Here is a 3,005-nt window from a genome sequence, read left to right on the forward strand (position 1 = left end):
TGCGGCGGCGGCGGCGGCGGGCATTCCGCTGACGCGGCGCCTGACCGCGCGGCGGGTGCAATTCGTCACCGGGGCCGATGTCACTGGCGGCCTGCCCGAGGCGCTGAACCTGGCCGCGCTGGCCGATGCGCAGGCCACCACGGTGGTGTTCATGGGCAAGCGCACCTTCCCCGCGCTGGCCGCCATGCTGACCGGGGCGGGCCTCTCGCCCGAGACGCCCGCCTTGCTGGCCGAGGCCGTGGGCCACCCCCATCAAAGCCTGCATCACAGCACCATCGGCGCCTTGGCCCGGCAATTGGCCGATGCCCGCAGCGATCAGCCGGCGCTGATCCTCTATGGCCCTTTGGCAACGCCCTGACCCGGGGGTCGCTTGTCGCCTTCGGGGTGACGGTTGCATGCTTGACCTGTGGCGATGCAGGGCGCAGAACGAAAAAACCAAGGTGCCCCGAGTCAGTTGATGGCGAAGGGCTGAAACGGGAATGGGGAAGGGCGGACCAAATCGCGGCGCCCCCACCCCAGCCGCCCCCGCGACTGTCAGCGGAGAGCGGCCATCCGATACGCCACTGGCCCCAAGGGCCGGGAAGGTGGATGGCCGTCACGACCCGCCAGCCAGGAGACCGGCCTTGAAACATGAACCAAAGGCCGTCGGGTGGACGGCAAGGAGACAGACATGCATATCGAACCGGGCCTCGTCGACGGGTCCAAGATTTTCCTGAGCTATGCCACGGCCACGACCGCTTCGGTCGCCGGTGCCCATTACCTGTGGCAGGCGGTGAAAGAGACGAACATCGTCTCGGTCGCGCTGCGCAGCGTGATGGCCGCGATGGGGACGTTCATTTTCTTTGAGGTGCTGCCGCATTTCGCCGTCGGCGTGTCAGAGGTTCACCTGATCCTCGGCTCCACGCTGTTCCTGTTGCTGGGGGCAGGCCCGGCGGCACTGGGACTGGCGCTTGGTCTGCTGGTGCAGGGCCTGTTCTTCGCGCCGACCGATCTGCCGCAATATGGCATGAACCTGACCACGCTGCTGGTGCCGATGCTCGCCATGACCGCCGTGGCCCGCCGCGTCATCGCCCCCGGCACCGCCTATGTTGACCTGAGCTATGCGCAGGTCGCCAAGCTGTCGCTGGTGTTCCAGGGTGGCGTCGTGGGCTGGGTGGCTTTCTGGGCGATCTATGGTCAGGGCCTGGCCGCGACCTCCTCGGTGGCGACCTTCGGTGCGGCCTATATGACCGTCGTGCTGCTGGAGCCGCTGGTCGATCTGGCGCTGCTGGCCGGGGCCAAGGCCCTGCGCGGCGGCGCGCTGGCCGGTCTGGCCACGCCACGCCTTTACGCAACGGCCTGAGGACAGGCGAACAGACACAGGGGCGCGGGCCGCAGGGCGCGCGCCCTTTTTGATGAAAGGCGCAGGATGATACAGCTTTCGCTCATCGGGATCGGCACCGGCAATCCCGACCATGTGACCGGCGAGGCCCGGTCGGCGATGAATGCCGCCGACCTGATCCTTGTGCCGCTGAAGGGCGAGGACAAGGCAGATCTGGCAGGCCTCCGGCTGGCGATCTGCAAGGCCTGCGTCACCAATCCCGCCACGCGGATCGAAACCTTTGAACTGCCGGTGCGCGACCCCGCGACCCCGGATTACCTGAACCGGGTGAATGACTGGCACGATGCCATCGCCGAGGTCTGGGAGGGCTGCATCCGCGCCCATCTGGCTGCCGGGGGCGGACCGCGCGTGGCGCTGCTGGTCTGGGGCGACCCCTCGCTGTATGACAGCACCCTGCGCATCGCAGACCGGGTTGGCGCGCGCCTGCCGCTCAGCCTGCGGGTCATCCCCGGCATCACCGCCATTCAGGCGCTCTGCGCGGCCCATGCCATTCCGCTGAACGATCTGGGCGCCCCGGTGGTGATCACCACGGGGCGGCAATTGCGCGCCAAAGGCTGGCCCGAGGCCGCCGGAACCGTGGTGGTCATGCTGGATGCGGGCGGCGCCTTCGAGGCCCTGCCCCCGGAGGGCGTGCAGATCTGGTGGGGGGGCTATGTCGGCATGGCCGAACAGATTTTGATCGCCGGGCCGCTGGCCGAGGTGGCGCCGAAAATCATGGCGGCCCGCGCCGAGGCACGGGCCGGTCATGGTTGGATCATGGACGTCTATCTGATGCGACGCGGGGCATAAGCCGCCGCGTCAGAGCAGGAAGTCGCCCATATCCAGCTGGCTCACCTGTGTGTCGCGCAGGGTGACGGTGCTGCCTTCCGAAAGCGTCAGCACCACATGATTGCCGGATTGGCGGGCGCCGTCGATCACCGCCTGCACCTCGGCGCGGGTGAAATCGTCCAGCTCCAGCCGGTCCCGGCCTTGGGTGAAATCGGTGATCACATCATGGCCGGTTTCGCCATCATCCCCGAACTCGAACACATCCGCGCCCCTGCCGCCGGTCAGCAGGTCATCGCCAAAGCCGCCCTCCAGCCAGTCGGACCCCGAGCCACCATGCAGGCGGTCATGGCCGCTGCCGCCCTCCAGATCATCGCGGCCCGCCCCGCCGAACAACTGATCGTTGCCGCTGTCGCCTTCCAGATCGTCATTCCCGGTGCCGCCGAACAGCGTGTCACGACCGCTGCCGCCTTCCAGATCATCATGCCCGCCAAAGCCGCTCAGCCGGTCATGGCCGCCGCGCCCTTCCAGAGCATCGTTCAGATCGGTGCCCAGCAGGATGTCATTCGATTGCGTGCCGATTTTACGTGCCATGGTTCACTCTCCTTGTTCATGCGGGGCGTGGCTGATTCGATGGCCTTGCCCCATGGATGACCCCTCATCGCACAGCGCCCCTGACAGCCCCCTGATGGCGGGTGTCAGGCAATTGTCAGGTTCAGGCTGCGGGTTGTGGGCGATTTGTCAGGTTCGGCGTGGTAAGAGGCGGGTCATGAAACGCATATGCCCCCTCTCTGCCCTTCTCCTCGTGATGCCCCTGAACGCCATCGGTCAGGAAGGCCCCCGCCCCGATTTCGAGATC

General features: G+C 67.2%; 4 protein-coding genes and 1 riboswitch. Of the genes, 3 read left to right on the plus strand and 1 reads right to left on the minus strand.

Going from position 1 to position 3,005, the window contains the following annotated elements; genetic code table 11:
- The 3 genes from JNN06_RS08465 to cobF form a co-directional block, all read left to right on the plus strand.
- A partial coding sequence (locus tag JNN06_RS08465) for an SAM-dependent methyltransferase (RefSeq protein WP_291239150.1) occupies nt 1-358 on the plus strand: 358 nt, incomplete at its 5' end.
- Nucleotides 359-421: 63 nt separating this feature from the next.
- Nucleotides 422-641, plus strand: a riboswitch (cobalamin riboswitch).
- 29 nt (nt 642-670) lie between these two features.
- Nucleotides 671-1,342 (plus strand): energy-coupling factor ABC transporter permease, encoded by a 672-nt coding sequence (locus JNN06_RS08470; RefSeq protein ID WP_291239151.1) that lies wholly within the window; start codon nt 671-673, stop codon nt 1,340-1,342.
- Between the two features lie 66 nt (nt 1,343-1,408).
- Nucleotides 1,409-2,170 (plus strand): precorrin-6A synthase (deacetylating), encoded by a 762-nt coding sequence (gene cobF, locus JNN06_RS08475; protein WP_291239152.1) that lies wholly within the window; start codon nt 1,409-1,411, stop codon nt 2,168-2,170.
- A gap of 9 nt (nt 2,171-2,179) precedes the next feature.
- Here the strand turns inward: cobF and JNN06_RS08480 are convergent, their stop codons facing one another.
- Nucleotides 2,180-2,740, minus strand: coding sequence for a M10 family metallopeptidase C-terminal domain-containing protein (locus tag JNN06_RS08480; protein ID WP_291239153.1), 561 nt, complete (start codon nt 2,738-2,740; stop codon nt 2,180-2,182).
- Between the last annotated feature and the right edge of the window lie 265 nt (nt 2,741-3,005).

It is taken from the genome of Gemmobacter sp., assembly GCF_016792925.1.
Classification (GTDB): domain Bacteria; phylum Pseudomonadota; class Alphaproteobacteria; order Rhodobacterales; family Rhodobacteraceae; genus Gemmobacter.